Raw genomic sequence first — 22163 nt, 5'->3', positions numbered from 1 at the left:
CGCCGCGGAGGCTCTGCGGCGCAATCCTGTCCTCAACAACGGGGACGGGTTCGATGGGCGCGGCGCTTCTCAGGACGGTTCGGGGGATGCTGGTCGGAGCGGCGACGCTGCTCGGCCTCGCCGCTCCGGTTCAGGCGCAGACGCTGGCGAGCCTGCCCGCGGACGTGGGCGCCAAGATCCTGGGCGACGCCAAGCCGATCGCGGCGTGGGTGACGTTCTGTCAGAATTACGCGGCGGAGTGCGCGCTGGACCGGGGCGAGCCGGCCCGGATCAGCCTGACGCCCGCCACCTGGGCGACGATCGTGTCGGTGAACCGGCGGGTCAACAAGGCGATCGAGCCGATGACCGACCAGGACCACCTGCACGTGGCCGACCGCTGGGACCTAGCCGAGGACGGCATCGGCGACTGCGAGGACTTCCAGCTGCTCAAGCGCCACATGCTGGCCGAGGCCGGCCTGCCGCGGCGGGCGATGCGCATGACCGTGGTGATCGACGAGAAGGGCGAGGGCCACGCCGTGCTGACCCTGATCACCGACCGCGGCGACCTGGTGCTCGACAACAAGACCAGCGCGATCCTGCCCTGGCACAAGACCGGCTACGTGTTCATCAAGCGCGAGAGCCAGGACGCCGTCGCCTGGGTCTCCCTCGGCGGCGTCACCTCCCCGGTCACCACTGCAAACCGGTGACGCGGCCTCAGGCCGCCCGGCTCAGCGACGGCTGGGCGAGGCTCGCCACGTAGGACTCCACCCGGCCGATGAAGGCCGCGAGATGCGGGGCGACGCCCCGGAGACTGGCGAGATCCCGGACCAGGATGTCCCGCGACAGCGCCCTGTCGCCCGCGCTCGGCGCGTCGGCGAGGTAGGAATCGACCGCGTGCTCCGCGATATTGATCGCGCCGGCCCGACCATCTTCGGCGAGCGCTCTGATCACCTGCTGGATGGCGGGCTGCATGGCGGGTCCTTTCCTGGGGTGCGGCCCCGTCGGCGACGGGCTGGCCGGCTTCACGCGTCTCGATCGAGCCCGCCGCGAATCCCCCGTGCGAGCCGTGCTGAGAAGCCGGCAAAGCTGACCTGAATCAAGGCCTTCCGAGAAGGCGCAGAGCGGCTATTCACTCAGTGCATACGGTTTCGGCCAGCCCCGCGGATGCAACACTCTCTTAAATCGGAACCGATACGGCTCCCCGCGCGTTAGCTGCCTCGCCCTGACCCATTGTGCGTCGCACGTGGCCGTGTCACCCTTCCGTCATCATCGGGCGGCGGGGGCTTGAACCATGCGGCACGCGGATGGCGGTATCTCGTGTCAGGTCTTCGGCCCGCTCCGTTGGCGCGGGTGGACGCACGCGGCGTGCCGCGCGCGGCAGGCGGCGAGTTTCGCCCTGCTCGGCACGATCCTCGCGATGGGCGGCGCCACGACCCACGCCCACGCGCGGCTGGTCCTGCCGGATCAGGTGACCGCCGCCGAACCGACCGGGCCGGTGCGGGCGATCGCGGGCTGGACGGATTTCTGCGCCCGCACGCCTCAGGAATGCACGGTCGACACGGCCGAGCCGGCCGAGATTTCCCTGACCGTGGCGGTGTGGCGGACCCTGCAGAGCGTCAACCGCCGCGTGAACGCGCGCATCCGGCCGATCACCGATCAGGCGCATTGGGGCGTCGTCGACCGCTGGGACTTCCCCGATGACGGGTTCGGCGATTGCGAGGATTACCAGCTGCTGAAGCGGCGGATGCTGGTGGAGCGCGGCCTGCCGCGGCGCGCCCTGCTGATGACCGTGGTGATCGACGAGACCAACGAGGGCCACGCGGTGCTGACGGTCCGGACCGACCGCGGCGACTTCATCCTCGACAACAAGACCGACGCGATCCGCTCCTGGCGCCGCACCGGCTACAACTTCATCAAGCGGGCCGGCCAGGACGGCGCGGCCTGGGTGTCCCTGGAGGGCAAGGACGGGACCGCGCAGGTGGCCACCGCCGAGCCCTGAACCCGATCAGGCGCCCACCAGCATCGCGGCGAGGTCGAGGGCGACGCGGCCGGAGAGCAGGCTCCAGCCGCACGCGATGACCGTCGCCAGCATCACGAACGGGATCGGGCGCCCCTCGATCCGCCGGCCGCGCACCGTGTTGCGCAGGATGATGAACGGCGCCGAGAAGGCCAGCATCGGCAGGGCGGCGACCGCCGGCAGACCACCGCGCTCCAGCAGGCTGAAGCTCGCCCGCCGCGCCGCGAACAGCTCGAAGGCGCTGGCGATCAGGCCGGACAGCGCCAGTCCGATGCAGAGGGTCCGGATCGACTCGAGGGCGACGGGCGTGAGGACCATTATTCGCGCTCCTGATACAGGTTGCGCGCACTGTACTCACGCCGTTTACCGGTTGTTAAGCACGAGTCTTCGTTAGCGTTAATCCGTGCACAGGTGCGGCCGGCGGGACCCGATCCGGGACGCGGGTCCGGCCGGAGCGCGGGGCCTCAGGCCTCTTCCTCGAGATCGATGTCGAGGATCGCCATCCGGAAGACGAAGGAATCGTCGCCGTCCTCCTTGTCGTCGGCGATCACGCCGATCGACTCCTCGCCGATGAACACCTCGGCGGAGTCGCCGGTCTTCATCGCGGTAAGGCGGATATTGTTGTTCGCGAACTTGCGGCGCAGATAGTCCTGAAGCTTCGCGGTCTCGGCTTTGGTCACGCTGGTCGATCTCCCCTGGCGGCGCTGGCGCCGCGGATGGGCCGAGGGCTTGCCACGCCGCGGGCGGAGCGGCAAGCGCGACGGCCCCGGGTCAGATCCCGTCGCCCAGGTGGATGAACTGATCGAGGGCGACGAGCTGGTCCATCGCCCGAGCCGGATCGTCGCAGCCGGCGGTGCCGACCACGCGCGCCGGCACGCCGACGACCGTCGTGTTCGGCGGTACCGGCCGCAGCACCACCGAGCCCGCCGCCACTCGGGCGCAGGCTCCGACCTCGATGTTGCCCAGGATCTTGGCGCCGGCGCCGATCATCACGCCGCGGCGGATCTTGGGGTGGCGGTCGCCGCGCTGCTTGCCGGTGCCGCCCAGGGTCACGGCGTGGAGGATCGACACGTCGTCCTCGATCACCGCGGTCGACCCGACCACGAGGCCGGTGGCGTGGTCGAGGAAGACGCCCCGACCGATCCGCGCCGCCGGATGGATGTCGCACTGGAACACCTCCGAGACCCGGCTCTGGAGGTAGAGGGCGAGGTCGCGCCGACCGCGGTTCCAGACATGGTGGGCGAGGCGGTAGGCCTGCAAGGCGTGGAAGCCCTTGAAGTACAGGACCGGTTCGAGGGCCCGGAGCGTCGCCGGATCCCGGTCGATCACCGCGCCGATATCGGCGCGGAACGCCTGGCCGATTCCGGGATCGACCGTGATCGCCTCGTGGAAGGCGTGGGCGACGAGTTCGGCCGGGAGCGACGGGTGCCCGAGCCGCGCCGCGACCCGGTGGGAGACCGCGCCTTCCAGCGTGGTGTGGTTCAGGATGGTGGCGACGATGAAGGAGGCGAGCTGCGGCTCGGTCCGCAGGACATCCTCCGCCTCGTCCCGCAACCGCGACCAGACCGGGTCGACGACCGCGAGGTCATGCGATGGGTGAGTGAAGGCAGGACTGGCGCTCATAGTCGGATGCTCATGTCCGGGACTTCGCAGGGTCTGCCGGTCGCGCGTGGGGCGGGGCCGGTCCAGCGCCCGCTCGGCGGGGTGGTTGTCCCGCCCGGAGAGACGGCAGCGGCGGCGACGGACCGCGGGTACTGCCCTAGCGTGGTGCGCTGCACCGCGGCGATCAAGGGCCGGCGCGGCCCAGGGGTCGCATCGGTCGCATGGCTGTCAGCGAACGCGGGCGGGTCAGTCCGCCAGCGGCACGCCCTGCCCGAACCGCGCCTCGATCGCCGCCGTCAGGCGGTCCAGCATCGTCTGGACAGGGATGTTGGAGGTGTCCACCGTCGCCGGGGCCCGGGCGTAGAGCGGCTCGCGGCTCGCCAGCACGGCGCGCAGCTCCTGCATCGCGGAGGCGTGGTCGCCCGTCGTGGCGAGGTGTCCCTGCTCGCGGACGCGGCTCATATGCTCCTCCGGCCGGGCGCGCAGCCAGATGGTGTAGAACGCCTGGAGGAGCAGATCGTAGGTCAGCGGTTCCGCGACGATGCCGCCGCTCGTCGCGAGGATCAGCGGCCCGGGATGCTCGGTCAGGCGCCGCAAGGCCGCCTGCTCGAGCCGGCGGTAGCCTTCCTGGCCGTAGATCGCGAAGATCTCCTGGACCGAGAGGGCGTTCTCCCGCTCGATCTCGGCGTTGAGCTCCACGAAGGTCCAGCCGAGGCGCTCGGCCGCGAGCTTGCCGAGGGTCGACTTGCCGGCGCCGCGCAGTCCGGTCAGCGCCACGCGCGGCCGGTTGCTCGATTCGGGCCGGCTGCCGCCGGACAGGGCCTCCTTGGCGGCGACGATCTGGGCCGGGCTCGCCTGGGCGAGGAGGTCGCGCACCACGGGCCAGTCGGGCAGCGCGTCGTTGCCGGTGATCAGGTCGTCCAGCCGCACACCCATGGCGTTCGCCACCCGCCGCAGCAGGATGATCGAGACGTTGCCCTGGCCGCCCTCTAGCTGCGCGATGTAGCGCTCGGACAGGCCCGAGGTCTGCGACAGAACCTTGCGCGACAGCCCGCGCACGGTGCGCGCGTGCCTGACGCGTCGCCCGAGGTCCGTGAGAAAGAGAGATTCCTGTTCCACGCCGGTCATGGCGCCGTCCGCTTTCCTGCCAGCTCGAAAGCAGAGTCCGTGCCCTGCATGCCTGCCGCTTCGAGATCCATCGCGCTTTGGCGTTCCGCCAGACAGGAAGCTGCCTGAGAACGTGCGCGTGTAGACCGGCGTTTCCTGCCCTGAGATCCGTCGTGCGCCACCCGCGTACGGCCGCTGTCTCGCGGCGCCGGTCCGTACCGTAACGATCCAACCACGTTGCTGGCGTGGCGCCTATGTGTTGCGGATCGACCCGATGGTCAAGCCTTGGGCATGATCCTTGTGTGGGCAGAAGGCCCGGCCGGGCGGGCGATCGGCGGTCTGCGCCCGCGCCGGAGAGGGCGCGCTACTCGACCGGCAGGGCCGTGGCCTCGCGCACCGGCGCGGCGGCCGGAGCGCGCCGCGGCGTCGCGGCGGCGAGCATCTGGAGCGACGGACGGCGCGGCGGCAGCGGCACCTCGACCGCCTCGACCGCCGCCTCGGTGGCCGGTGCCGAAGCGGCCGCGGGGGTCATCGGGGTGGCGGCCGCCGCGGGCTGCGGCGAGAGCCGGAGTTCCGCCATCTGCGCCGGCGAGGCCTCCGCGCTCCCGAGGGCGGTGGGTCGGCGCGGCGGCAGCGGCACCTCTACGGCGGGAACCGAGGCGGCCTGCGGGGCGGCCGGGGTCGCGCCCGCGGCCGGGTCGATGGACAGGCTGGCGAGTTCGACCGCGGCGCCGGCCAGGGCGGCGGGCCGGCGCGGCGGCAGCGGCACCTCGACGGTCTCGGTCGGAACCTCCGCCACGGCGGCGGCCGTCGGCGCGTAGGCCAGGGCGGCCGCGGGGTTGGGTTTGGAGTCGGCGACGCCGCCGCCGAACAGGCTCGCGAGGGCGCTGGCCGACGCCGCCACGGGGGCGACCACCGAGGCGACCTCGGTGGAGATGCCCTGGCGCTTGGCGGCGTAGTAGTAGCCGCGGTTGTAGTACTGGTAGGCCTGGGCGACGTTGCCCTTGGCCGTGCGGTAGGCGCCCGCCAGATAGGCCACGCCGTAGCGCAGGTTGGTCTCCGGATCGTACAGGCCGGCGGCGTCGCCGGTGTAGCCCATGCCGCGCGCGGTCGCGTGCTTGATCTGCATGAGACCCAGGGCGCTGCCGCCCTTCGCCCGCGGATTGTAGTTGCTCTCGCGCTTGACCACGGCGTGCACGAAGCTCGCCGGAACGCCGTTCGCCTTCGCCTGCTGCTCGATCAACGCGTCGATATTGTCGCGCGCGCCCTGCCCGAAGGCGGCTGCGGGCGCGACCGCGAGGACGGCGGCCAGGATGAGGCGATGCATTCCGAGACCCGGTGCTGCTTGTTCTGTAGTCAAGCTAGGTCACGGGGAAATGAGGCCGGAAAGCGGCCCCCGTTCGGCAGCCTGTGGGCGGCCGGGGCGACGGGCGTGCTTGTGATCCGCGCGCCACAGGGCGGCGCGCGGACGCGGTCGGCCGGTCTGGGGAGCCGGTCAGGGAAGGATGAAGCGCTCGACCGCGCGGGCGAACCCGTCGGCGTCGTTGCTGTCCGTGACCGCGCTGGCGGCCGCCTGGACGCTCGCCTCGGCATTGCCCATCGCCACGGAGTAGCCGCTCTGTGCGAACATCGGGCGATCGTTCCCGGCATCGCCGAACGTGGCGATCCGCTCGCGCGGGATAGCGAGATGCGCGCTCATCCAGGCGACGAAGCGACCCTTGTCGAGATCGGGCGGGGTCACGTCGAGATAGTACTTCTGCGAGCGGTGGACGGTGGCCCGGCCGGCCAGCGCCGCCGCGATTCGCGTCTCGCAGGCCGCGAGATGGGCGTGGTCGCGGCTGACGCCGACGATCTTGGCGGCCGTACCCATGAGCGTTCCGAGATCCGGCACGACCCGGGGCTCCGCGTCGATCGTGCGGCGCTCCAGGTCGGTGTAGGGACCGTCCGGGTCGCGCAGGCACCACGCGCCGTCGGCGAAGACCCAGACGTCCAGCCCCTCGGCCAGGAGCCGGTCGAGGGCCGCCCGGGCCGCCGGCTCCGGGATGGTCCGCTCCTCGATGATCGACAGGTCCGGCCGGACGACGCTCGCGCCGTTGAAGGCCCCCATCGGCAGGTCGAGGCCGAGCTCCGCCACGAGGCTCCGCAGTCCGATCGGCGGCCGCGCCGAGGCGATGCTGAAGCCGATCCCGGCCGCGCGCAGGCCACGCACGGCCGCCACCGTCGCCGCCGTCAGGCGCTTGTCCCCGGTGACCAGGGTGCCGTCGACGTCCGAGATCACCAGGGCGATCCCCGCGGCCTTGCCGGTACCTGCTGTCATCGCGTCACTCCCCACCCGGATCCCGGCGCGCAGCGGTGGCGAGTTCCGCCACGACCCGGTCGGCAATCGCCTCGGGCGGCTCGAGGATCCCGACGGTGATCGGGTGCTCGTCGGGGCCCGGGACCTCGAGGGTGGCGAACTGGCTGTCCAGGAGATGCGGCGACATGAAGTGACCCTGGCGCTCCGCGAGGCGCCGCGCGATCAGGGCCTTGTCGCCGTCGAGGTAGACGATGCGGACCCGCCGGCTGCCCCGGGTGAGGACGTCCCGGTACGCGCGCCGGAGCGCCGAGCAGACCACCACGCCGGACTCGCCGGCGTCGAGGCGCTGCTGGATCCAGGTCGCGATCCGGGCGAGCCACGGCGCGCGGTCCGCGTCGTCGAGGGCGTGGCCCGCGTGCATCTTCGCCACGTGCTCCGGCGCGTGGAAGCTGTCGCCGTCCACGAAGATCCAGCCGAGCTTCTCGGCGATCAGCGCCGCCACGGTGCTCTTCCCGGACCCCGAGACGCCCATGACCACGAGCACCTGAGCGGCCGTCCCGGCATCGAATGGCGGGTCTGATTGGGACGTCATCCGGACCACCGTGGCTCCGAGGCGCGCCGGGGCGCCGCGCGTCACGATCATGCGGAGCGCGCGCGCGGAAGGGAAGATCGCCGCGCCCGACGTTGCCGCCGTGTGGCAGGAACCGTCGCGCCGCGGGCCGCGTTGACGACCCAGAACGCGAACATTTAGGGAACATGAGTCGCATGGCTACCACCACCGCGAAGGCGACGTCGAAGGCCGATCGGGATTCTGGAGGGCGCCAGGATGCGCGCCAGAACGCGCCGGAGAACCCCAAGACCGACCCGAAGGACGTGTCGAACCAGATCAAGGATCCGGACCAGTGGACCACCGGCGGCGAGCCGATGACCGGCGCGCAGGCCTCCTACCTGAAGACGCTCTCCGAGGAGGCGAAGGAGCCGAAGGCGTTCGATCCCGACCTCGACAAGGCCGAGGCCTCCAAGCGGATCGACGACCTGCGCCACAAGGCCGGCCACGCCTGAGCCGTCGCGGGCGCGCCCTCGCCGGGCGCGCCCGCCGCGCGGGGCGGTGCATATCCCGCCCGGAATCAGCCCGATGCCCTGTTTCGGACACTTCGTTAAGCCGGCGGCAAGCGCGGGCCGGTAACAGCCTTCCGAGCGCGTGAGGCCACGCGGACGGCGGGACGGGAAGGCGCGTTCGACCATGGATGAGCCGGGCGGCGACGGGGCGGGGCGGCGCGCGGTGCGATCCCGGGCGGCGGCCGCCCTGACGGATCGGATCCCTGTCGCGACCGCGCGCTTCGCCCGCGACGTCCGCGGATCCACCGCGACCGAGTATGCCCTGCTCGGGGGCCTGATCTTCCTCGTCGCGGTCGGCAGCATCCGCTACTACGTGTCCCGCGTCAGCGCCGTCTACGGCGACATCACCGCGGCGGTGACACAGGGTCAGTGAGCGGATCGCGCCGGGGCCGTGCGGCCCTGGAGTCGATGGGCCGACTCGTTACCGTCGACAGCGCTCGGATTTGTGTCCCGATATTTCAGCAGCGCGCGCTGCGCCCGGCATTCGTCGTCCCTGTGCCCCGAAAAAGCTGTGCTTAACGAGGATGACTTAGCAGTCTCGGTCGTGGCGGGCGGAGTGTGGCTCACCCGCTACGGACACCTGGGCCGCTATGGGCTAGGCACGGGCTCGGCAATACCGATGGGCAACATCTGGATGCGCAAACTTCCCCTCGTCCTGCTCGCCGTCACGGCGATGTCGGGCTGCACGTACCTGCCCGCGGCGGGTCCGACGGCGAGCGCGATCCAGGCCGGGGCCGAGGTCGCCACGGCCGACGGCGGGATCCTTGCCCGCTACGAGATCATCGACGTCACGCCCTCCGTGGTCGAGGCCCTGCGCGGCCGCCCCCTCGACAGCCTGCTCGCCTCCTTCGGCGACCATCGCCCCTCCTCCGAGCCGGTCATCGGCATCGGCGACATGGTCTCGGTCTCCGTCTGGGAAGCCGGATCCGGCGGCCTGTTCTCCGGACCCCTCGTCGCCGACCGCTTCTCCGCCGGATCCAAGTCCGCCCTCATCCCCGAGCAGCCCGTCGGGCGCGACGGCGCCATCTCGGTGCCCTATGCCGGCCGCATCAAGGTCGCCGGCCGCCGCACCCAGGACGTGCAGGCGCTCATCGAGAACGAGCTCGCCGGCAAGGCCATCCAGCCCCAGGTGCTGGTCTCGGTCACCCGCCCGATCTCCCAGGCCGTCACCGTCACCGGCGAGGGCGCCGCCGGCGCCCGCCTGCCGCTCTCGGGCCACGGCGACCGCATCCTCGACGTCATCGCCGCCGCCGGCGGCAACCGCGCGCCGGTCAACGAGACCTTCGTGCGGCTCTCGCGCGGTCCGGTGACCGCGACCGTGCCGCTGACCACGGTGGTGTCGAACCCGCGTGAGAACATCTACCTGCGGCCCAACGACGTGCTGACGCTGGTGCGCGACCCGCAGACCTTCATCGCGGTGGGCGCGCTGGGCAACAGCACCGAGCTGCCGTTCCAGGCCGACGGCATCACGCTGGCGCAGGCGCTGGCCAAGGCGCGCGGCCTGTCGGACTTCGCCGCCGACCCGGCCGGGACGTTCATCTTCCGGTTCGAGCCGGCCAGCGTCGTGCGCCGGCTCAGCCCCGGCTCGAAGCTTCTGGGCACGCCTCTGGTGCCGGTGGTCTACCGGATCGACATGCGCGACCCCAACAGCCTGTTCGTGTCCCAGGCGTTCCGGATGCGCAACCGCGACCTGATCTACGTGTCGAACGCGCCCTTCACCGAGGTCCAGAAGGTCCTCACCGCCTTCAACGGCGTCACCGGACCGGTCGCCTCCGCCGCGACGGCCTACGCCTACGCCAAGTAGGGACCGGGTCGTCGACAGGACCGCCGCGGAAAAAAATCGCGTTTCGCCGCGTCCTCGCGTATGGGCACTGGGTGCGGGGCGGGATCGAGGCTATGGAGCCGCATCCGCCGTCGCGCCGACGTGTCGCGCAAGGATGCCCAGAAGAGCCCGATGAAGATCGGACGTTTCGTCCCCGCCCACGGGCCGCTCCGGCCCGCACTGATCGCCCTGAGCCTGTGTCTCGCGCTCCTGCCGGCCACCCAAGCGGTGGCCGACGTGGTGGTCGGCGTCGCGGTTCCGCGGTCTGGTCCCTACGTGGCGGTCGGCGAGCAGGTCCTGCGCGGCGTCGAGGCCGCCGCCCGGGACGCCAACGCCATGGGTGGCCTCGACGGCCAGCCCGTGACCCTCGACGTGCAGGACGATGCCTGCGACTCGAACACCGCCATGGCGGTGGCCAACCACTTCGTCCGGTCGAACGTCCGTCTCGTCGTCGGCCATGTCTGCTCCAACGCCTCCATCGCGGCCTCCGACATCTACGCCCAGAACGGGGTAGTGATGATCACCGCGGCCTCGGTGGCGGCCCGGCTCACCGACCGGGGGCTGCCGAACATCTTCCGGGTCTGCGGCCGCGACGACGACCAAGCCCGCCTGTCCGCCGCCGTGCTGGCCGAGCGGTTCCGCGACCGGAAGATCGCGCTGATCCAGGACCAGACGCCGGCGGCGCGCAGCCTCGCCGCCGCCACCAAGGACAACCTCAACCGCATTGGCGTGAACGAGGCGCTGTTCCTGTCGTTCTCGCCGAGCGACGCCGACGACGCCGCCCTGGTCGACCGCCTCAAGGGCGCGGGGATCGAGGTCGTCTACTACGGCGGCGACGCCGCCGAGATGGGCCGCCTCGTGAAGATCGCGGCGGACCGGGGCTTCCGGCCGCAATGGTTCGGTACCTCGGCCATCGCCACGCCGGACTTCGCCAAGATCGCCGGATCGGCCAGCAACGGCGTGCTGATGACCTTCTACCTCGACCCGAGCCGGCAGCCCGCCGCCGCGGCCGTCGTGAAGGCCTTCAAGGCCGAGGGCGTCGATCCCACGGGCTCGACGATCTACGGGTACGCGGCCATGCAGGCGCTGGTGGCGGCCGGCAACTTCGCCCACTCCACCGAGCCGAGGCCGATCGCGCAGGCGCTGCACACCGAGCGCTTCGATCTCGTGCTCGGCACCGTCGGCTTCGACGCTAAGGGCGACGTCACCGCCCAGGGCTACGTGCTCTACGTGTGGAAGGACGGGAGCTTCACGCCGGCCGGCAAGTGAGGGGCGGACCCCGCACAGGCAACCTCACAAGGTCTCTGCGGCCTCGACCTCCGCGCCGCGGCCGAGGCCGCGCAGCAGCTCTGCCAGATGCGGGCGGACCCGCAATTGCAGGGCGTGCAGCCGCCGCACCGCCGCGCTGAGTTCCCCGTCCCGCCCGAGCATCGCGTCGGCGTAGCCGATCATGCGCGCGTTCGGCCAAGCCGGCTCGCGCAGGGCGTGGAGCCGCTCCACCAGGGCGGCGGCGGACGCGTCCGGCTCGGCCTGCGCGAACAGGGTCAGCAGCGCCGCCGTGGAGCGCGACAGGCCGTAATGGCAGTGGACCAGGAGATGGCCGGCCCCGTCGAGCGCCCGCCCGAAATCCAGGATCGCCGCGACGTGCTCCGGCTCGGGCGGGACGAGACCGTCGCCCGGGCCGAGGCAGTCGTGGAACCGGAGGGTCGTGCGGGCGTGGGCGCCGTAGGCGGTGAAGGCCGCGGGCTCCGGCGTGCCGGGATCGAGCAGCGACAGGACGTGGCTCACGCCGCGCGCGCCGTGGCCGGCCAGTTCCTCCAGGCCGCAGACGGTGTGCAGGGTGACGGCTGGCTCGGTTCGCATCCCGGGCGCCTAGCACGGGCACGGTCCGGTTTCGAGGCGCCACGGAACTGCCCGGGCCGCCCGCGGCTTTCGAGAACCGGCACGCACGTGCTACCTGCGACCCCCGATCCGGCCCGGACGGGTCGGACCTGCTCGGACGAGATGCCGTTGGACGAACCTCACCTCGCGCGATCCCCCGCGGCCGGGACGCGGCGCCGCAGCGTGCTGACCGCCAGCCTCGGCGCCGCCGCGGCCCTGACCGGGCCGCTCGCCGCGCCGGCCCGGGCCGAGTCCGCCCCGGAGCTGCGCTGGCGCCTGTCCTCCGCCTACCCGAAGACCCTCGACATCCTGTACGGCGCCCCCGAGGCGCTCAGCCGGATCGTCGCGGAGGCCACCGACGGGCGCTTCCAGATCCAGGTCCAGGGCCCCGGCGAGCCGGTCCCGGCCGAGGGCCTGCTCGACGCCGTGGCCGCCGGCACTGTCGAGATGGGACACGGTCCTGCGACCCTCGGCATGGCCAAGGATCCGACCTTCGCGCTGGCCACCGCGGTGCCCTTCGGCCTGAACGCCCGGGGCGCCGCCGCGTGGTGGCAGGCGGGCGGCGCCGCCGAACTCTTCGCCGAGGTCTTCGCCAAGGCCGGGCTGGTCTGCCTGCCGGGCGGCAACACCGGCGCCCAGATGGGCGGCTGGTTCCGTCGCGAGATCAAGACCCTCGCGGACCTGCAGGGCCTGAAGTTCCGGATCGGCGGCATGGGCGGCCAGGTGCTCGCCAAGTTCGGCGTCCAGCCGCAGGCGGTGCCGGGCCCGGAGATCTACGCGGCCCTGGAGAGCAAGAAGCTCGACGCCGCCGAGTGGATCGGGCCCTACGACGACGAGCGGCTCGGCCTGCAGAAGGTCGCACCGATCTACCATTATCCCGGCTTCTGGGAGGGCGGCGCCCTGCTGCACTTCTGGTTCAACGCCGAGAAGTGGAAGGCGCTGCCGAAATCCTACCAGGGGATCCTCCGGGCCGCGGCGGCCGAAGTCGGCGCCGACGTCCAGGCCAAGTACGACGCCCGCAACCCGCAGGCCCTGCGCCGGCTGGTGGCCGGGGGCGCGCAGCTGCGGCCGTTCCCCCAGGACGTCATGGAGGCCGCCCTCAAGAACGCCAATGACGTCTACGCCGAGATCGCCGCCAAGAACGCCGATTTCCGCCGCGTCTACGAGGCGATGCGGACCTTCCGCAACGAGGAGTACCTCTGGTTCCAGGTGGCAGAGTACACCTACGACAACTTCATGATCCGCGCCCGGGCGCGGGGCTGAGGCGCGCGCCGCCGCCGGAGGCCGGCGCGGCGCCCCGGGGGCGCTTCAAAGATGGGGACGTCGGGGCCGCGCCCGATTGCCACGCGATCGGGAACGGCTCTAGCGTCCGGCACGGCATCGGCGAGGGGAGGGCTGCATGTTCGGGACGCTGCGGGTCGGATTGGCTCTGCTCGGGGCGGCGCTGCCCCTCCAGGCCTTCGCACAGTCGGCCGCCAACCTGTCGGCCCTGCGCGGGCTGGTCCCGGTGGCCCGGCTGCAGACGACGCCCGACGGCAAGGCGGCGCTCGACGCGAACCTGCGGGTCACCGGCGACATCCAGAGCGGCGCGCTGCAGCAGCCGACGCTCCTGCCGTTCCCCGAGCAGCAGCAGCTCGCCCTCCGGGACTGCTTCATCACCGACGGCAACGCCGCCAACCTCGCCGACGGCCTCGGCACCACGCTGGCCCAGGCCTACTACGCCAAGGCGACCTACAGCGACTACAAGACCTTCACCAGCATCGCGCCGGCGGTCGCCAACCTGATCGGCTACACCAACAACGTGACCAAGTCGGATTCGAATTCCGGCAAGTACTTCTTCGCCAACGCCACGACCAACGGCAAGCATCCGGTCTCGGACGAGGCCGCCGCGATCCTGTCGAACGGCGCCGTCACCGACGTCTTCGGCAAGGCCTACGACCGGCCGGCCGGGAGCCCCGGCGCCGACCGCTACGGCAATTCGCGGCCGTTCCAGACCCTGCCACGCCTCCTCTCGTATCGCGGCAAGGACTATTTCGGTGACGCGTCCGACAGCCTCGACTGGCTGCGCGGCCCCTCGCAGGACCTCGTGAACAGCCCGTCCTACCCGAGCGGGCACACCACCTACGGCTACACCGAGTCCATGGTGCTCGCGCTCCTCGTGCCCGAGCGCTACCAGCAGATGGTCGCCCGCGCCGCCGAGTACGGCAACGACCGGATCATCGTCGGCGCCCACTACGCCATGGACGTGCTGGGCGGCCGGGCGACCTCGCTGCACGCCCTCGCGCACCTGCTCGCCAACGATCCGGCCTATGTCGGCCAGATCCGGAAGAACCCGGCCGTCCTCGACAAGGCGTCCGCCGAGGCCGACAGGACGGTCGGCGTGACGGATTACCGGGCGCTCCTGACGGAGGCCCGCGCGGCGATGACCGAGGCGCTGAAGGCCAGCTGCGGCGACACGGTGGCGGCCTGTGCGGCGAAGGATAGCGGCCGGTTCAAGGACGCGGCCGCCAACGCCGCCTTCTACGCGGCGACCCAGACCTACGGCCTGCCCGTGGTGCATCCGGACACCGCCGGCCGGCGGGAGGACGTGGGCAAGATCGCGCCGGAGGCCGGCCACCTGCTGACCGCGGCCTTCCCGGCGCTGACGCTCGACGAGGCCAACGCGATCCTCACCGAGACGCAGGGGCCGGGCGGCGGTTTCCTCGACGACGGCTCGGAATTCGGCGTCTACGCGCGCCTCGACCTCTACACGGCGGGCGGCAAGGCCGCCGCGCTGGCGGCGAGCCGGGCGGGGTCCAGCGCGACGCGCTGACACGCCGTGGCCGAGGGCCTGTCGGATCGCCGGCGGGCGCGGATGTCCTAGAGAGGCAGAGCCGCCGGAGAGGGGTCCGTCGCGCCCCGGGCGCCCCGCCTGCGCGGGAAGCGCGCTGCCCCTCAACGCGCCCGTAGAAGGGCCGGACCGGGGCCCGCGCCTGCTCCGGACAGAAAAAAGGCCACTCCCGAAGGAGCGGCCCGAAGTCTAGGGAGGAAACGCCCAAGAAGGGCTGCGGAAGGGCGACGCCATCGCCTTCCCGCGCTGCACAATCTGCGCTCCTCGACGGAAAATTCAAGAGCATCAGGACAGCAGGGCTGTCCTTTCGTGCGCTCGCGCACGCGTCACTTCCCGCCTGTGTTGAAAATGTCGCAGGCCGTCGAGCGCGATCGAAACCTGCATTGTCGCGGGCGGGACCGATCGATCGCCGTGCAAGTCCCTGATGAGGCGGGGTTTTGGCGGCTGGCGCCGGAGTTCGGCCCGTCGCCTCGACTGCGGCTTTTCATCCGTCCGGTCCGGACGGACGAAAATCCCGCCCGCTCTACCTTCTCCGGCCAAGGTTCCGGCGCGGCGCGCCAAGCAAGGAGCAGGTGAGCATGGCGATCCAGGGCGAACGGATCCGGATCCTCAACGATGTCGAGCCGCGCGAAGACGGCGCCTACGTCCTGTATCTCCTGCAGCAGGCCAACCGGGCGACGTTCAATCCCGCTCTCGAACTCGCCATCGAGGAGGGAAACCGCCTCGATCTGCCGGTCGTCGCCTGCTTCGGCCTGCTGGACGGCGCGAGCGGCTTTCCCGAGGCCAATGCCCGGCATTACGCCTTCCTGCTCCAGGGTCTCGCGGACGCGAAGGCAGGCCTGGAGAAGCGCGGGATCGGCTTCGTCATGCGCAAGTGCTCGCCCGCCAAGATCGCCATCGCCCTCGCCGAGGACGCCGCGCTCCTCGTGCTCGACCGCGGCTACCTCGCGATCCAGAAGGGCTGGTACCGGGAGATCGCCAAGTCGGTGAAGACGCGGATCGTCCAGGTCGAGGGCGACGTCGTCGTGCCCGTCGAGACGGCCTCGCCGAAGCACGAGTACGCCGCCCGGACGCTGAGGCCGAAGCTGAACCGGCTGTGGGACCCGTTCCTCGCGGCGCTGAAACCCCGCCGGGTGAAGTGCGCGGCCGATCGCCTGACGCTGAAGAGCGCGATCGACGTCTCCGATCCGGAGGCGGTGCTCGCCGGGATGACCCTCGACCGGGAGGTCGGCCCGGTGAAGCGCTTCACGGGCGGCGAGACGCAGGCCCGCAAGCGCCTGAAGGCGTTCCTGAAGGACGGGTTCTCGGGCTACGGCGCGGGGCGCAACATGCCGGAGGCGGCCGCCGCCTCGCACATGAGCCCCTACCTGCATTTCGGGCAGATCTCGCCGGTGGAGATCGCCCTGGCGGTGCGGGAGGCCAAGGTCGGCGATGCCGACGACCGCGGCGCCTACCTGGAGGAGCTGATCGTCCGGCGCGAGCTCGCCATGAACCACGTCTTCTACACGGAGGGCTACGACGCCTACGACAGGGCCGTGCCGGACTGGGCGCGCAAGACCCTGGCCGAGCACGCGAAGGACGAGCGCCCCCACGCCTACTCGGAGGCGCAGCTCGCCGCCGGCGAGACCCACGACCGCTACTGGAACGCCGCGATGCGCGAGATGCGCGAGACCGGCTACATGCACAACCAGCTGCGGATGTACTGGGGCAAGAAGATCCTCGAATGGTCCCCGTCGCCCGAGGAGGGCTTCGCGCGGACGCTCCGCCTGAACAACCGCTACTTCCTCGACGGGCGCGATCCGAACTCCTTCACCAACGTCGCCTGGGTGTACGGCCTGCACGACCGGCCCTGGCAGAGGCGCGAGATCTTCGGCACGGTCCGCTATCAGAGCGAGAACTCGCTCAAGAAGTTCGACGCCAAGGCGTATGTGCGGGCGGTGGAGAAGCTCTGCGCCGCCGAGGGCTGAGGCGGGACGGCCGCGCGGCCGCTGGGGCGCTTCGGTATCCTCGCAATCGTCGCACGATGACCGGACCGGGCGGCAGCGTATTGCGACGCTTGTCTCCGCGGAGGCTCAGTCGTCTCGCGCGCACAGGTTCGTGAAGAAACGCTTCCCCGGCCTCGGATGTTTCGAGCCCACTTCCGGCCCGTCGCGGACGGCCGGACATGATCCGGCGACAACTCGGTCGGACCGGGGCCGGATCATCGCGCTGCTCGAAACTGAACGGAGGACGACGATGCGGATGAAGCTGGCAGGCGCAGCACTCCTCGCGCTCGGAACCTTGGCCGCCACGGCCGGTACGGCGGAGGCTGCCCAGGGCTGCGGCCCGGGCTTCCACCGGGGCTGGTCAGGCTGGTGCAAGCCGAACTGGCGCCCCTACGCGTACCGCCCGGTCTACTACGCCCGGCCGGTGGCCTACGGCTGGGGCCGTCCCTGGGGCCGTCCCTGGGGCTGGCACCATCGGTGGGGCTGGCGCCACGCGGGCTGGCATCGCCCCTGGGGCTGGCACCATCACGGCGGCTGGCATCGGGCCGCCTGGCACCACAGGTGGTGATCGGTTGAGCGGCGGGGCCGGCACGCCGGTGCCGGCCCTCGGCCGTCCCGCGCAGGGGGCCTTTCCTTGACCATTGCGCTATAGCGTCCGCTCTCACTGCGCGGACGAGGTGCTCTTTCATGGTCGAGAAGCGGGACGAGGTGCGGGACACGACGGATGCTCCGCCCCCGCAACGGTCGCGCTACCGCCGCTCGATCATGCGCCTGCGGTCGGCCTCGATGGAGGCCTATCCGCTCTGGCGCGGGCGGCTGCTCTTCCTCGTGGGCGGCATCGGCGTGGGCCTCGCCGCCGTGCTGATGGCCAAGGGCGCCGACCTCGCGCAGGACGGGTTCCGGCGGCTCACCGCGCCGTCGCCGCTCATCGCCCTGGTGCTGACGCCCGCGGGCTTCGCCCTCGCGGCGCTGCTCGCCCTCACGGTCTTCCCGAACTCGCAGGGCTCGGGCATCCCGCAGGTGATCGCCGCCCGCCACGCCCGGGATACCGGCTTCCGCTACTCGCTGATCTCGCCGCGCGTGGCCTTCGGCAAGGTGCTGGTCCTGTTCCTGGGCCTGTTCTGCGGCGCCTCCGCGGGCCGCGAGGGGCCGACCGTGCAGGTCGGCGCCGCGATCATGGCCGCCTTCGGCCGCCTGACCCCGGAGCGCCTGCCCGGGCTGCTCCTCGCGGGCGGCGCGGCCGGGGTCGCTGCGGCCTTCAACACGCCCCTCGCCGGCATCGTGTTCGGCATCGAGGAGCTGGGACGCGCCTACGAGGCGCGCTCCTCCGGCCTGATCGTGGCCGGGATCGTGGCCGCGGGCCTGACCTCGCTCGGGCTCCTCGGCAACTATACCTATTTCGGGACGACCGACGCCGCCCTGCCGCTGGCGGCCAGCTGGATCGTGCCGCTGATCGCCGTGGTCGGCGGCCTCGCGGGCGGCCTGTTCAGCCGCCTCGTCATCCTGTTCGCCCGCGGCCTGCCGGGCGCGGCCGGACGGATGATCCGGAAGCGGCCCGTGATCTTCGCGGCGGCCTGCGGGCTGTGCGTCGCCCTGTGCGGCCTCGCCTCCGGGGGCGCCGCCTACGGGACCGGCTACGAGGAGGCCAAGGCCATCCTCCACGGCGACGCGACGGCCGGCTGGACCTACGCGCCCCTGAAATTCGCCGCCACCGTGCTCAGCTCGATCAGCGGTATCCCGGGCGGCCTGTTCGCGCCGTCCCTGGCGGTCGGGGCCGGCCTCGGCGGCACGGTCCACGGATTCCTGCCGGGCATGCCCGTCGGCGCCGTCGTGCTGATCGGGATGGTGGCCTACCTGACGGGCGTGCTGCAGGCGCCGATCACCAGCTTCGTCATCGTCACCGAGATGACCCAGAACCACGCGATGGTGATCCCCCTGATGGTCGCGGCGCTCCTGGCCGACGCGGCCTCGAAGGCGATCTGCCGCGGCGGCCTCTACCACACGCTGGCGGAGATCATGCTGGAACGGGCCGACGTGCCGGCGCAGCCCGTGGCGAAGACCGGCTGACCGCGTCCCCGACCGAGCGGCCGGACGCGGGTAAGAATAAAAGCGGACCGGTCCGGAATCCGCGGAACAGTCTCGCTTGGCGTCGGTTGAGGCAGCAGCATCAGGCCCCGCGCCGGGGCGCAGCCGGAGTGACGCCATGACCCTTCTGAAATGGGCCCTCATCTGCTTCGTGATCTCGCTGATCGCCGGCGGTCTCGGCTTCACCGGCATCGCCTCCGGCGCCGGCTCGCTGGCCCGAATCCTGTTCGGCCTGTTCCTGCTCATCGCCATCGTGATCGTGGTCATTGCCTTCGCGGTCGGCCAGGCGGTGTTCTGAGGCCGGCGCGGTGCGCGGCGCGGTCTGCCTCGTCACCGGGGCGACCGGCGGCATCGGCTACGAGACGGCCCTCGGTCTCGCGCGCCTCGGCGCGCGGGTCGCCATGGTCGGCCGGGACAGCGGGAAGCTGCAGGCCTGTGCCGACAGGATCCGCGCCGCGGTGCCCTGCGCCGCCGTGGAGCCGCACCGCGCGGACCTGTCCGCGCAGGCCGAGATCCGCCGGCTCGCCGGGATCCTGCGGGCGGCCTATCCGCGCCTCGACGTGCTGGTGAACAATGCCGGCGCGATCTTCGACCGGCGCACGCTGACCGTCGACGGGATCGAGCGGACCTGGGCGCTCGACCATCTGGGCTACGTGCTCCTGACCCTCGAACTCCTCGACACGCTGAAGGACGCGGCGGCGGCGGGCGGGAAGCCGCGGATCGTCAACGTCGCATCGGCGGCCCATTACCGGGGGCACATCGACTTCGACGACGTCGAGGGCGCCCGGCGCTACCGGTCGATGGGCGCGTATGCCCAGGCCAAGCTCGCCAACGTGCTGTTCACCTACGCGCTCGCCCGGCGCCTGCGCGACAGCGGCATCACGGCGAACGCCGTCCATCCGGGGGTGGTCAATACCGGCTTCGCCAAGAACACCGGCGGCCTGCTCGGCGCGGCCTGGGCGCTGATGCGGCCGTTGCTGATCACGCCCGAGAAGGGCGCGCGGACCTCCCTCCACGTGGCCAGCGACCCGGGCCTGGACGGGGTCACGGGCCGATACTTCTCCCACGGTCGGCCGAAGGTCTCCTCGGCCGAGAGCCGCGACGAGGCCGTCCAGGAGCGGCTCTGGGCGCTGAGCCTCCGGCAGGTGGGCCGGAGCGACTGAAGATCGGAGCGTTCGGTGGCGGCGGTCTCAGGGGGGCGGCGGGTCGAGCAGCACCCAGAGTCGCGCGATCCTGCCGTCCACGATCTCGGCAACGTCCGTCCCGGTGACCGCGACCGGGCCGCCCGCCGGACCGGCTTCCCAGCGCAGCGATCCCACGCCGTGGTGTCCGGCGGCCGTGCCGACGGGCACGAAGCGGAAGGTCGGCCCGAACCGGTCCAGGAGCGCCCCGGCGACCGCGGCGATCGCGGCCCGCCCGCGCACGACGTTGTCCGGCTCGAACAGGGTCGGCTCGGCCACGTAGAGCTCGGCCAGGGCGGCCGCCCGCGCGCCGGCGTCCCGCGCGTTGAAGATCCGCGCGAGATTGGCGCGCAGCAGCCGGTCGTAGTCGGGCTCTGCCGCCGGCGCGGCCTCCGTGCCGTCGGACATCGCGCGTCTCCTTCGAAGGGGGTTGTCGGGCGTGCCGCGCGGCGGCCGGCGGCTCATATCAGGCGGCCGCCGCCGTCGATGTGCAGGGTCTCGCCGTTCATGAAGCCGTTGCACATCAGGAAGACGACGGCGGCACCGGCCTCCTCGGCGGTGCCGAGGCGTCTCTGCGGCAGCCTCTCGGTCAGCCCGGCCACGTAGGCGTCGCGGTGGGCGCCGAGTGTGCGGGCCAGGAGCGGGGTGTCGGTGGTGCCGGGCGAGAGCGCGTTCACCCGCACCGGTGCCAGTTCGAGCGCGAGGCCGCGGGCGAAGGCCTCCATCGCGGCCGACGCCGCCGCCAGCACGGCGGTCCCCTGCGCGCTCGGGCGGTCCGCCAGGGCGCCGGAGATGAGGGTGACCGAGCCGTCCCCGGCGAGCCGGCCGCCGAGGGCGCGCAGGGCATGAATGGCAGCCCAGATTCGCTCGTCGAAGGCCCGCGCGAGGTGCTCGACCTCGGCCTCGAGGACCCTGCCGGCCACGAAGGTCCCGGCCAGCAGCGCGAGGTGGTCGACGCGGGGGATGTCGGCCAGAGCGGTCGCGATCGTCTCGGGCCGCGTCACGTCGGCGGCGCGCCAGCCGGCGAAGCCGTTCTCCGCCGCGGCGCGCTCGGCGCCCGCCGCTTGGCGGCCGATGACGACGACCTCCGCGCCCGCCGCCCTGGCCTGGCGGGCGGCCGCGAGGCCTATGCCCGAGGTGCCACCGAAGACCACGACGGTGCGATCCTGAAGGGTGCTGCTCATGGCGGGAAACCTGGCCGGTCGTCGCCAGCGCGGCGCCGATGGACGGGAGATTGGGCCAGCGACCCCTCCTTGATAATCGGTCCGCTCTTCGCTTCAGTCGTGCCGTCATGGAACAGATCGGCCTCGACCGGCTCACGGGCATCGTCGCCTTCGCCCGCTCCGCCTCCCTCGGCAGCTACTCGGCGGCCGCCCGCTCCCTCGGCATCTCGCCCTCGGCGGTGAGCAAGAGCGTGCAGCGGCTGGAGGCGCGGCTCGGCGTGAGCCTCTTCACCCGGACCACCCGCTCGCTGACCCTGACGCCGGAGGGGCGCGACCTGCAGGAGCGCGCGCTGCGGCTCCTCCGCGAGGCCGAGGCGATCGAGCAGGCGGCGGTCGCGGCACGCTCCGAGCCCGCCGGCACCCTGAAGGTGGCGGCGTCGATCCCGGTCGGCGTCCACCTGCTCGCGCCGGCCCTGCCGCGCTTCCGCGCGCGCCATCCGAAGCTGTCGGTCGACCTGCGCCTGAGCGACCGCTTCGTGGACCTGATCGAGGAGGGCATCGACGTCGCGATCCGGGTCGGCGACCTCGCGGATTCCCGGCTGGTCTCGCGCCGCCTCGCGCCGCACCGGGTCTGCGCCTTCGCGGCCCCGGCCTATCTAACGCGGCGCGGCACGCCGCGGCATCCAGACGATCTGGTCCACCACGACTGCGTGAACTTCCGCTTCCAGAGCACGGGGCAGGCCCCGCGCTGGCCGTTCCACGTGGGCGGCCGCAGGGTCGAGATCACGCCGGATACCGGCATCGTCGCGGATTTCAGCGACGCGGTGACGGCGGTGCTGGTGGCCGGTGGCGGTATCGGCATCTCGCCGACCTACATCGCCGCACCGCATGTCGGGCGGGGCGCGCTCATCCCGATCCTGCAGGACTTCGCGGTCGAGCGCTCGGCCTTCACGGCGCTCTGGCCGGAGAGCCGGCGCGGCAGCCCGAACGTGCGGGCGTTCCTCGCTTTCCTCGACGAGGTCTTCCCGTCGCCTGTCCCCTGGGACGGCGTGCTCGCGCCGGCCCCGACGCCCGGTGCGGCCGCCTGACAGAGGTC

25 protein-coding genes are annotated in these 22163 nt (G+C 72.1%); 14 read left to right on the top strand and 11 right to left on the bottom strand.

What is annotated here, in order from left to right:
• Nucleotides 1–86: 86 nt before the first annotated feature.
• Complete coding sequence (locus LXM90_RS26940; protein ID WP_020095660.1) at nucleotides 87–686, top strand: transglutaminase-like cysteine peptidase; 600 nt, start codon at nucleotides 87–89, stop codon at nucleotides 684–686.
• Nucleotides 687–693: 7 nt separating this feature from the next.
• On the opposite strand, the gene LXM90_RS26935 is transcribed toward LXM90_RS26940, so the two are convergent.
• Entirely contained in the window at nucleotides 694–951 is a 258-nt protein-coding gene (locus tag LXM90_RS26935; RefSeq protein WP_234081262.1) for a hypothetical protein, read from the bottom strand.
• Nucleotides 952–1270: 319 nt separating this feature from the next.
• Here LXM90_RS26935 and LXM90_RS26930 point away from each other — a divergent pair, with 319 nt between their 5' ends.
• Nucleotides 1271–1978: a transglutaminase-like cysteine peptidase gene (locus tag LXM90_RS26930; protein ID WP_026605326.1), complete on the top strand. Its 708-nt coding sequence runs from the start codon at nucleotides 1271–1273 to the stop codon at nucleotides 1976–1978.
• A gap of 6 nt (nucleotides 1979–1984) precedes the next feature.
• Here LXM90_RS26930 and LXM90_RS26925 read toward each other — a convergent pair whose 3' ends face one another.
• The 7 genes from LXM90_RS26925 to LXM90_RS26895 all read right to left on the bottom strand — a co-directional run bounded on the left by LXM90_RS26925 (nucleotide 1985) and on the right by LXM90_RS26895 (nucleotide 7593).
• Nucleotides 1985–2314, bottom strand: a complete 330-nt coding sequence (locus LXM90_RS26925) for a DUF6949 family protein (RefSeq protein ID WP_020095662.1) — start codon at nucleotides 2312–2314, stop codon at nucleotides 1985–1987.
• A 146-nt stretch (nucleotides 2315–2460) separates the two neighbouring features.
• Nucleotides 2461–2676, bottom strand: a complete 216-nt coding sequence (locus tag LXM90_RS26920) for a DUF3126 family protein (protein WP_007565940.1) — start codon at nucleotides 2674–2676, stop codon at nucleotides 2461–2463.
• Nucleotides 2677–2767: 91 nt separating this feature from the next.
• Nucleotides 2768–3619 carry a serine O-acetyltransferase gene (gene cysE, locus LXM90_RS26915; RefSeq protein ID WP_026605327.1) on the bottom strand — a complete coding sequence of 284 codons (852 nt, stop codon included), beginning with the start codon at nucleotides 3617–3619 and terminating at the stop codon, nucleotides 2768–2770.
• A 225-nt stretch (nucleotides 3620–3844) separates the two neighbouring features.
• Nucleotides 3845–4726, bottom strand: coding sequence for a helix-turn-helix transcriptional regulator (locus LXM90_RS26910; RefSeq protein ID WP_020095664.1), 882 nt, complete (start codon nucleotides 4724–4726; stop codon nucleotides 3845–3847).
• A 343-nt stretch (nucleotides 4727–5069) separates the two neighbouring features.
• Nucleotides 5070–6032, bottom strand: coding sequence for a lytic transglycosylase domain-containing protein (locus tag LXM90_RS26905; protein ID WP_020095665.1), 963 nt, complete (start codon nucleotides 6030–6032; stop codon nucleotides 5070–5072).
• A 168-nt stretch (nucleotides 6033–6200) separates the two neighbouring features.
• A complete protein-coding gene (locus LXM90_RS26900) occupies nucleotides 6201–7022 on the bottom strand; it encodes a Cof-type HAD-IIB family hydrolase (RefSeq protein ID WP_020095666.1) in 822 nt (273 codons plus the stop codon).
• A 4-nt stretch (nucleotides 7023–7026) separates the two neighbouring features.
• Nucleotides 7027–7593, bottom strand: a complete 567-nt coding sequence (locus tag LXM90_RS26895; RefSeq protein ID WP_051123786.1) for a gluconokinase — start codon at nucleotides 7591–7593, stop codon at nucleotides 7027–7029.
• 173 nt (nucleotides 7594–7766) lie between these two features.
• On the opposite strand from LXM90_RS26895, the gene LXM90_RS26890 reads away from it, so the two are divergent.
• The 4 genes from LXM90_RS26890 to LXM90_RS26875 all read left to right on the top strand — a co-directional run bounded on the left by LXM90_RS26890 (nucleotide 7767) and on the right by LXM90_RS26875 (nucleotide 11211).
• Nucleotides 7767–8063: a DUF3072 domain-containing protein gene (locus LXM90_RS26890; RefSeq protein WP_042675243.1), complete on the top strand. Its 297-nt coding sequence runs from the start codon at nucleotides 7767–7769 to the stop codon at nucleotides 8061–8063.
• A gap of 181 nt (nucleotides 8064–8244) precedes the next feature.
• A complete protein-coding gene (locus tag LXM90_RS26885; protein WP_020095669.1) occupies nucleotides 8245–8493 on the top strand; it encodes a Flp family type IVb pilin in 249 nt (82 codons plus the stop codon).
• 261 nt (nucleotides 8494–8754) lie between these two features.
• Nucleotides 8755–9924 (top strand): polysaccharide biosynthesis/export family protein, encoded by a 1170-nt coding sequence (locus LXM90_RS26880; protein ID WP_132367117.1) that lies wholly within the window; start codon nucleotides 8755–8757, stop codon nucleotides 9922–9924.
• Between the two features lie 150 nt (nucleotides 9925–10074).
• Complete coding sequence (locus LXM90_RS26875) at nucleotides 10075–11211, top strand: branched-chain amino acid ABC transporter substrate-binding protein (protein WP_026604861.1); 1137 nt, start codon at nucleotides 10075–10077, stop codon at nucleotides 11209–11211.
• 24 nt (nucleotides 11212–11235) lie between these two features.
• On the opposite strand, the gene LXM90_RS26870 is transcribed toward LXM90_RS26875, so the two are convergent.
• On the bottom strand, nucleotides 11236–11805 hold the full coding sequence (locus LXM90_RS26870) for a tyrosine phosphatase family protein (RefSeq protein ID WP_020092750.1): 570 nt from the start codon (nucleotides 11803–11805) through the stop codon (nucleotides 11236–11238).
• 147 nt (nucleotides 11806–11952) lie between these two features.
• Between LXM90_RS26870 and LXM90_RS26865 the strand changes: the two genes are divergently transcribed.
• The 7 genes from LXM90_RS26865 (at nucleotide 11953) to LXM90_RS26835 (ending at nucleotide 19886) form a co-directional block, all read left to right on the top strand.
• The gene (locus LXM90_RS26865) at nucleotides 11953–13086 is read left to right on the top strand and encodes a TRAP transporter substrate-binding protein (RefSeq protein WP_234081260.1); all 1134 of its coding nucleotides are present in this window, start codon (nucleotides 11953–11955) and stop codon (nucleotides 13084–13086) included.
• Between the two features lie 136 nt (nucleotides 13087–13222).
• Nucleotides 13223–14635, top strand: coding sequence for a phosphatase PAP2 family protein (locus tag LXM90_RS26860; RefSeq protein ID WP_234081258.1), 1413 nt, complete (start codon nucleotides 13223–13225; stop codon nucleotides 14633–14635).
• A gap of 596 nt (nucleotides 14636–15231) precedes the next feature.
• Nucleotides 15232–16620 (top strand): deoxyribodipyrimidine photo-lyase, encoded by a 1389-nt coding sequence (locus LXM90_RS26855; protein WP_020092747.1) that lies wholly within the window; start codon nucleotides 15232–15234, stop codon nucleotides 16618–16620.
• A 268-nt stretch (nucleotides 16621–16888) separates the two neighbouring features.
• A complete protein-coding gene (locus tag LXM90_RS26850) occupies nucleotides 16889–17206 on the top strand; it encodes a GCG_CRPN prefix-to-repeats domain-containing protein (protein WP_081636466.1) in 318 nt (105 codons plus the stop codon).
• Nucleotides 17207–17325: 119 nt separating this feature from the next.
• A complete protein-coding gene (locus LXM90_RS26845) occupies nucleotides 17326–18705 on the top strand; it encodes a chloride channel protein (RefSeq protein ID WP_020092746.1) in 1380 nt (459 codons plus the stop codon).
• Nucleotides 18706–18841: 136 nt separating this feature from the next.
• Nucleotides 18842–19021 (top strand): DUF1328 domain-containing protein, encoded by a 180-nt coding sequence (locus LXM90_RS26840; protein WP_010685332.1) that lies wholly within the window; start codon nucleotides 18842–18844, stop codon nucleotides 19019–19021.
• A 10-nt stretch (nucleotides 19022–19031) separates the two neighbouring features.
• Complete coding sequence (locus tag LXM90_RS26835; RefSeq protein ID WP_234081256.1) at nucleotides 19032–19886, top strand: SDR family oxidoreductase; 855 nt, start codon at nucleotides 19032–19034, stop codon at nucleotides 19884–19886.
• A gap of 27 nt (nucleotides 19887–19913) precedes the next feature.
• Here the strand turns inward: LXM90_RS26835 and LXM90_RS26830 are convergent, their stop codons facing one another.
• Nucleotides 19914–20312: a nuclear transport factor 2 family protein gene (locus LXM90_RS26830; RefSeq protein WP_020092744.1), complete on the bottom strand. Its 399-nt coding sequence runs from the start codon at nucleotides 20310–20312 to the stop codon at nucleotides 19914–19916.
• A gap of 53 nt (nucleotides 20313–20365) precedes the next feature.
• Nucleotides 20366–21088 (bottom strand): SDR family oxidoreductase, encoded by a 723-nt coding sequence (locus LXM90_RS26825; RefSeq protein ID WP_020092743.1) that lies wholly within the window; start codon nucleotides 21086–21088, stop codon nucleotides 20366–20368.
• 107 nt (nucleotides 21089–21195) lie between these two features.
• On the opposite strand from LXM90_RS26825, the gene LXM90_RS26820 reads away from it, so the two are divergent.
• The gene (locus LXM90_RS26820) at nucleotides 21196–22155 is read left to right on the top strand and encodes a LysR family transcriptional regulator (protein ID WP_234081254.1); all 960 of its coding nucleotides are present in this window, start codon (nucleotides 21196–21198) and stop codon (nucleotides 22153–22155) included.
• The last annotated feature ends 8 nt before the right edge of the window (nucleotides 22156–22163 follow it).

It is taken from the genome of Methylobacterium oryzae (genome assembly GCF_021398735.1).
GTDB lineage: Bacteria > Pseudomonadota > Alphaproteobacteria > Rhizobiales > Beijerinckiaceae > Methylobacterium.
Note: the sequence above shows the minus strand (reverse complement) of the source record. Positions and strands in the feature narration are given on the sequence as shown.